7 protein-coding genes are annotated in these 5,665 nt (G+C 76.3%); 4 read left to right on the top strand and 3 right to left on the bottom strand.

The window, feature by feature from the left end:
• Positions 1-38: 38 nt before the first annotated feature.
• Both ACFCX4_RS03450 and ACFCX4_RS03455 read right to left on the bottom strand, forming a co-directional pair.
• A complete protein-coding gene (locus ACFCX4_RS03450) occupies positions 39-320 on the bottom strand; it encodes a hypothetical protein (protein ID WP_376138526.1) in 282 nt (93 codons plus the stop codon).
• 121 nt (positions 321-441) lie between these two features.
• Positions 442-708 (bottom strand): UBP-type zinc finger domain-containing protein, encoded by a 267-nt coding sequence (locus tag ACFCX4_RS03455; protein ID WP_376138528.1) that lies wholly within the window; start codon positions 706-708, stop codon positions 442-444.
• 78 nt (positions 709-786) lie between these two features.
• Here ACFCX4_RS03455 and ACFCX4_RS03460 point away from each other — a divergent pair, with 78 nt between their 5' ends.
• Positions 787-3,318, top strand: coding sequence for a lysylphosphatidylglycerol synthase domain-containing protein (locus ACFCX4_RS03460; RefSeq protein WP_376138529.1), 2,532 nt, complete (start codon positions 787-789; stop codon positions 3,316-3,318).
• A gap of 41 nt (positions 3,319-3,359) precedes the next feature.
• Here ACFCX4_RS03460 and ACFCX4_RS03465 read toward each other — a convergent pair whose 3' ends face one another.
• Positions 3,360-3,563 carry a hypothetical protein gene (locus ACFCX4_RS03465; protein ID WP_376138531.1) on the bottom strand — a complete coding sequence of 68 codons (204 nt, stop codon included), beginning with the start codon at positions 3,561-3,563 and terminating at the stop codon, positions 3,360-3,362.
• Positions 3,564-3,763: 200 nt separating this feature from the next.
• On the opposite strand from ACFCX4_RS03465, the gene ACFCX4_RS03470 reads away from it, so the two are divergent.
• The 3 genes from ACFCX4_RS03470 to ACFCX4_RS03480 all read left to right on the top strand — a co-directional run bounded on the left by ACFCX4_RS03470 (position 3,764) and on the right by ACFCX4_RS03480 (position 5,606).
• On the top strand, positions 3,764-4,234 hold the full coding sequence (locus ACFCX4_RS03470; protein WP_376138532.1) for a carboxymuconolactone decarboxylase family protein: 471 nt from the start codon (positions 3,764-3,766) through the stop codon (positions 4,232-4,234).
• A 161-nt stretch (positions 4,235-4,395) separates the two neighbouring features.
• Positions 4,396-5,040 (top strand): class I SAM-dependent methyltransferase, encoded by a 645-nt coding sequence (locus ACFCX4_RS03475; protein ID WP_376138534.1) that lies wholly within the window; start codon positions 4,396-4,398, stop codon positions 5,038-5,040.
• Entirely contained in the window at positions 5,037-5,606 is a 570-nt protein-coding gene (locus tag ACFCX4_RS03480) for a TrmH family RNA methyltransferase (protein WP_376138536.1), read from the top strand. The genes ACFCX4_RS03475 and ACFCX4_RS03480 overlap by 4 nt, the downstream gene beginning before the upstream one ends.
• Positions 5,607-5,665: the final 59 nt, after the last annotated feature.

A 5,665-nucleotide genomic window follows, 5' to 3' on the forward strand; every position in this document is an offset into this window, starting at 1 on the left:
GAGCGGACCGGACGGTGCGCGCCACCCGCGCCGCCCGGTCAGTGCGCGCTGTGCTTCTCCGCGCCGCGGTGCCGGTGCCCCTTGAGCTCGGCGTGCTGGGCCGGCGCGGAGTGCGGGACGGACGCCGCGGCGTCCCGGCCGCCGTGCCGGAACGCCGGGGCGACCGCCGGGGCGGCTCCGGCGGCCCCGGCGGCCCGCGGGACGGCACCGGCCGGCCACGGCGGGAGCGCGTTCGGCATGGTCGCCATGCCACGGCGTTCCAGCAACTCCTGGGTGCCCCGGCGGAGCTTGTGGGGGCTTGCCGCTGTTCGTCTGGTCATCGTCGGCCTCCCTTCGCCGGCCGCCGGCCGGACGGAACCCCGGCCGGAGGCCGCACGGGCGTTATGTCCCGATTGGTCGGAAGTTACACCTCAACCCACGACGGCCGGGACGTCAACCCGTTCACCCGATGAGCTCGTGGACGTAGCACCACCGCCAGTCCTCCCCGGGCTCGTAGGACCGGATCACCGGGTGCGAGCTGTTGTGGAAGTGCGCGGTCGCGTGCCGCTGCGGCGAGAAGTCGCAGCAGCCGATGTGACCGCAGTCCAGGCAGAGCCGCAGGTGCACCCAGTCCCGGCGCCCCTGGGCCAGGCAGTCGGCGCAGCCGTCCGCGGGCGGCCGGGGCGCGATGTCCCGGGGTGCGGCGGCGAGGTCTTCGCAGGCGCTCATGGGACGCACAGTAGTGACGCCGGGGCCGCCCCGCTCCCCGGGACACGCGCCCGGGGTGCTCGTGGGAGCATGCCACCCGTGGCGGATGTGACGGGGAGCGCGAAAGTCGGCAGGGCGGGCGGCAGCGGGGGCGGCCCGGAGGACGGCGGCCCGCCACGGCCGCCCGGCATCACCCGCACCGGCCGGGTCCGGCAGCCGGCCGCCCTGATCCGGCTGCTCGCGGGCCTCGCCGTGATCGCCCTGGCCCTGCTGTCCGCCGACTACGCCCGCGCCACCACGAACGGGCTCGCCGAGGACGTCGCCGGCGCCGCCGCCCTGGTGCCGCACCCGCTGGGCGGGGTCGCCACCGGCCTCACCACCGCCGCCCTGCTGCTCCTGCCCGGCGTCTCGGCCGCCCGCCGCCTGCTCGGCGCCGGTCCCGACCGCAGACACGTCCTCCAGCAGGTCGCCGACGGCGTGCTGGCCGCCGTCCTGGCGTACGGCGGCTCGCTCGCCCTCGACCTGTGGATCGACGGGTCCGCGCCGTTCTCCCTGGTCTCCGCACTCACCCAGCCGCTGCCCGGCGACCCGCTCGCCCGCACCGAGCCCGTCCACGGCCACCTCGCCCCCGTCCTCGCCCTCCTGATCGCCTCCGCGGCCCGCGAACGCCGGGCGACGTGGACCGTCCTCACCCTCTCGTCGCTCGCCGGACTCGCCTCCGGAGCGGCCACCCCGACCTCCCTGCTGCTGGGGGTGCTGATCGGCTGGACCGCCGCGCACGGCACCCGGTGGGCCGTCGGCGCCCCCGACCCCCGCCCCCGGCCCGCCCAGCTGCTGCACAGCCTGCGCGAGGCCGGTCTGCGCCCGCTCTCGGCCGCCCCGGCCGGCCCGGACCGCTACCTGGTCCGCCAGCGGGACGGCCGCCCCGAGCTCGACGTCCGGCTGCTCGACCGGCAGGCGGTCACCGCCGCCCTGGTGCAGCGGGCCTGGCGGCGCCTGCGGCTGCGCACCGCCCCGCACCCGCGCACCCTGCGCTCGCTGCGCACCGGCCTGGAGCACGAGGCCCTGGTCTCCTACGCCGCCGTCGCCGCCGGGGTCCGCACCCGCCGGATCGCCGCCACCGCCGAACTCGGCCCCGACACCGCGCTGGTCGCCTACGAGCGGCTGCCCGGCCGCACCCTGGACCGGCTGGCCGACGAGGAGCTGACCGACGCGCTGCTCGCCGACGCCTGGGGACAGCTGGCGCTGCTCCAGCGGCGGGCGATCGCGCACCGCGCCCTGGTGCCGTCCGCCCTGCTGGTCGACGGCGCGGGGACGGTGCACCTGGTGGACCTGGCGGACGGCGACATCGCGGCGGGCGAACTCGTGCTGCACAGCGACATCGCCCAGCTGCTCGCCACGCTCGCCCTGCGCACCGGGGCCGAACGGTCGGTGCGGGCCGCGGTCGCGGTGCTCGGCCCGGACGCGGTCGCCGCCGCCCTGCCGCTGCTCCAGCCGATCGCGCTGGCCCGCAGCACCCGGCTCGACCTCAAGCGGGCCGCCGCCGGACGCACCCCCGCCCGCGTCCCCGGCCCCCGGTCCGCCCCCGGGGCACCCGCCGCCGACCCGGCCGCGGCCGCGCCCGACCTGCTCGACGAGATCCGCGCCGAGGTCCTCCGCAGCCGCCCGCAGGCCCCCGTCCGGCCGGTCCGGCTGGAGCGGCTGCGTCCGCGCACCCTGCTCGCCGTCGGCGGCGGCGTGGTGGCCGGCTGGCTGCTGCTGCCGCAGTTCTTCGCCACCGAGCAGAACCCGGTCACCGCAGTCGCCGGCGCCGACCCGTTCTGGCTGGTCCTGGCCCTGCTCGCCGCGGGCGCCAGCCACGTCATGGGGGCGATGGGCTTCGTCGGCTTCGTCCCCGAGCGGCTGGACTTCCGCAACGCCGTGCTCGCCCAGGTCGCCGGCTCCTTCGTGAAGCTGGTCTCCCCCGGCGGCGTCGGCGGCGTCGCCCTGAACACCCGGTTCCTCCAGCGGGCCGGCATCCCGACCACCCAGGCGCTGTCCAGCGTCGGTGCCGGACAGCTGCTCGGGCTGGTGCTGCACCTGCTCCAGCTCGGCGCCTTCGTCTACCTGACCGGCGTGAAGACCGGCGGCTCCGAACTGGAGACCCTGCGGGTCGTGGTGGGCGGCCTCGCCGTCGCGGCCGCGCTGCTGACCGCGGTCTCCGCCCTGCCGCCGGCCCGGCGCCGGCTGGCCGCCCGGCTGCGCCCGCTGACCGCCGAGGTGCTGCCCAGACTGCTGGAGCTGCTGCGCAACCCGGGACGGCTGGCGGTCGGCTTCACCGGGCAGCTCATGGTGTCGCTCACACTGATCGCCTGCCTGTACTGCTGCGCCCGCGCGGTCGGCCGGGAGCCGTCCTTCGCCACCGTCGGGGTGGTCTTCCTCGTCGGCAACGCGGCCGGGAACGCCGCGCCGACCCCGGGCGGTGCCGGCTTCGTGGACACCGCGCTCACCACCGGACTGGAGCTGACGAACTCGATGGGGAACGGCGGGGCGCTGGCCGCCGTCGCGCTCTACCGGCTGCTCACCCTCGTCCTGCCGGTGCTCCCGGGCTGGGCGGCGCTCACCTGGCTCCAGCGCCGCGGGGCGCTGTAGCCGGCGGGCACCGCCCCGCCCCCGGCTCCCCGGCCGGTCCGCTACTCCCGGTACTCGTCCTCGTCGAGCTGGACGATCCGGCTCTGCTCGGCGGCGTCCGCGACGTCGGTGGCCGGGTCGGCGCCGAGCGCGCGCCGCTCGGCCAGCTCGTCGTACTCGTCCTCCGTGACCGTCTCCCCCGTCCCCTCGTCGGGCTCCACGGCCCCGGCGACCTCGTCCAGGTAGTCCTCGTGGTTCTGCGGCATGGTGTCCGTCCTCGTTCCTCGAAGGCTTCTTCCGGCCCGATGGGGTACTGCCCGGTGGTACTGGAAGTATCCGTCCGCCGCCGCCCCGGCGCGATGCGCCGCCCCGCCCGGCCGGCCGCGTCCCGGCCCCGGATTGACCCGCGGAACCGGGCTGCGAATGCACCCGTTCCGTGGTGCACCGGCTCCGTAGGGTCGTCGGCATGACGACGCACACCCGCACTCCGCAGCCGCCCGCCCGCCTCGACCACGCCCGCACCGCCCCCAGGGTCCTCCGCGCGATGATCGCCCTGGACGCCGCCGCCCGCGAGGGCCTCGACCCCGCCCTCGTCGAACTGGTGCAGATCCGCTCCTCCCAGCTCAACGGCTGCGCCTACTGCCTGGACATGCACGTCAAGGACGCCCGCAAGGCCGGCGAGAACGACGAGCGGATCTACCTGCTGACGGCCTGGCGCGAGGCCCCCGAGGGCGTCTACAGCCCGCGCGAACGCGCCGCCCTGGCCCTCGCCGAGCAGATCACCCGCATCGACGGGGGCGTCTGCGACGAGGTCTACGGGCGGGCCGCCGAACTCTTCCCGGAGCAGGAGCTGGCCGGGCTGATCTCGCTCTGCTGCACCATCAACACCTGGAACCGGATCAACGTCGCCACCCGCAAGACCCCCGGGACGGCCTGACCCGGCGGCCCGGCCCGGCGGCGGGACCGGCCCGCCGGTGCACCGGCGCGGCCGCGGGCCGAACGGGGCTCCCGGCCACCGGGGTACGATCGGAGCCGTACCAGCAGGGCTTACCCACACCTCCCGGTGGCCCCGAGGCCCTTACGAACGACGGGGAAACCATGTCCGGCTCGCACTACTTCACCGGTGCACCCGAGGTCGCCAGCGAGCGCCGCCCGATCACGGTCACCCTGCCGGACCTCACCCTGGAACTCACCACCGACGCGGGCGTCTTCTCCCGCGCCCGGCTGGACCCGGGGACCCGGATCCTGCTGGAGAACGCGCCCCCGCCCCGGGTGCGCGGGCCGATCCTGGACGTCGGCTGCGGCTACGGCCCGATCGCGCTGACCTGGGCGAGCCGCCGCAAGCGGCTCCCGGTCTGGGCGGTGGACGTCAACAGCCGCGCCCTGGACCTGGTCCGGCACAACGCCGACGCACTGGGGCTGGGCAACGTACAGGCCGCGCTGCCCGAGGAGGTCCCCGCCGAACTGCGGTTCGCGGCGATCTACTCCAACCCGCCGATCCGGATCGGCAAGGCGGCGCTGCGCCGGCTGCTGGAGCAGTGGCTCGGGCGGCTGACCCCGGACGGCTCCGCCTTCCTGGTGGTGCAGAAGCACCTCGGCTCGGACTCGCTGCAGAAGTGGCTGAACGAGCAGGGCTGGCCGACCACCCGGGTGACCTCGGTCAACGGGTTCCGGATTCTGGAAGCGCGGCCCCGCCCGGCGGCGGGCGAGGGCCCCGAGAGTGGACGAGGGACGACGTCGTGAAGCAGCTCCGCGGGACCGAACTGAAGCGGCTGCACCGCTCGTGGCGGCGTGGCAACGAGTTCCGGCTCGCGATGATCCTGGAGAACCTCCAGTCGCCGTTCAACGTCGGCTCGGTCGTCCGGACCGGCGCCGCGATGGGCGCGGAGAAGCTCTACCTCGTCGGCGACACCCCCTCGGTGCGCACCGCCGGGGCGCAGAAGGCCGCGATGGGCACCGACAAGTACCTGAAGGTGGAACACTTCCCCACCGTCGCCGAGGCGGTGGCGGCGGCGAAGGCCGACGGCTTCAAGGTGGTCGGCCTGGAGCTGGCGGACGAGGCGGTGCCGATGTTCGCCGCCGAGCTGACCCCGGCGGTCGCCTTCGTGCTGGGTCACGAGGACCGCGGGGTGACGGCCGACGGGCTCGCCCTCTGCGACCAGGTGGTCTTCGTCCCGCAGCTGGGCCGGGTCGGCTCGCTGAACGTCTCCGCCGCCGCCACGGTGGCCTGCTACGAGGCGCGCCGCCAGGGGTACGCGATCTCCGGCACCCCGGACGGCTCCGACGCCGGCGGCTTCGACGAGGACTGAGGACGACGCACCGCCGCCGGCGGGAGGGGCCCCTCCCGCCGGGGGCCGGGGACCCACCA

The organism is Kitasatospora sp. NPDC056327 (genome assembly GCF_042261735.1).
Taxonomy (GTDB): domain Bacteria; phylum Actinomycetota; class Actinomycetes; order Streptomycetales; family Streptomycetaceae; genus Kitasatospora.